This window comes from Sphingopyxis sp. sgz302558 (genome assembly GCF_057220455.1).
The window spans coordinates 1-513 of record NZ_JBXPUZ010000032.1; the positions used below are offsets into that span (position 1 = coordinate 1).

Below are 513 nucleotides of genomic sequence, written 5' to 3' on the forward strand. Positions count from 1 at the left end.
CGAAGCTGAGGCAGCGGAGCTCCATGGCTCAGTTGGCCTTTTCGCGCCGCGCGGGACGCGACCAAACCAAAACATGGCCGTTGTCATCGCCCTTGAAGAGGTTGGCCCGCAGCGGCTGCAAGAATGACGGATCATCGATCTGCACGCTGACATAATCGCCCGCTTTCTCCCCGACATGCTTCCAGCCTGCGCCGATTTCGCGCGCGTCTTCATCTTCGCCAGCAACCACACGGAAGTCCGGAGCATTCTCGCTGTCCGACGGGTCTGCCGGGACGATTGAGATCTCAATGCTAATCGACAGCGTCCGCAATTGCCCGTTGTAGCCGCCATCGGCGGCACGAAAGGTTCCGATACGCATGGGTCAATCTCCTTGGGTTGAGGGTAAAGAAGCTTCGGAGGCGCGCGGATCGGCGAACCAGACATGGTCGCCATTGCCCGCTTCAACGGTCCAGACTGGGGTTGCGCGACCAATGACATGGGTCAGACGCAGCACGCCGAAATAGCGCCCATCGA

The 513-nt window shown here is 60.4% G+C and carries 1 protein-coding gene; it reads right to left on the minus strand.

Annotation, left to right across the window (positions count from 1 at the left end; genetic code table 11):
• Positions 1 to 28 precede the first annotated feature (28 nt).
• Complete coding sequence (locus AC2TC0_RS16220) at positions 29 to 358, minus strand: DUF736 domain-containing protein (RefSeq protein WP_484718487.1); 330 nt, start codon at positions 356 to 358, stop codon at positions 29 to 31.
• Positions 359 to 513 lie beyond the last annotated feature (155 nt).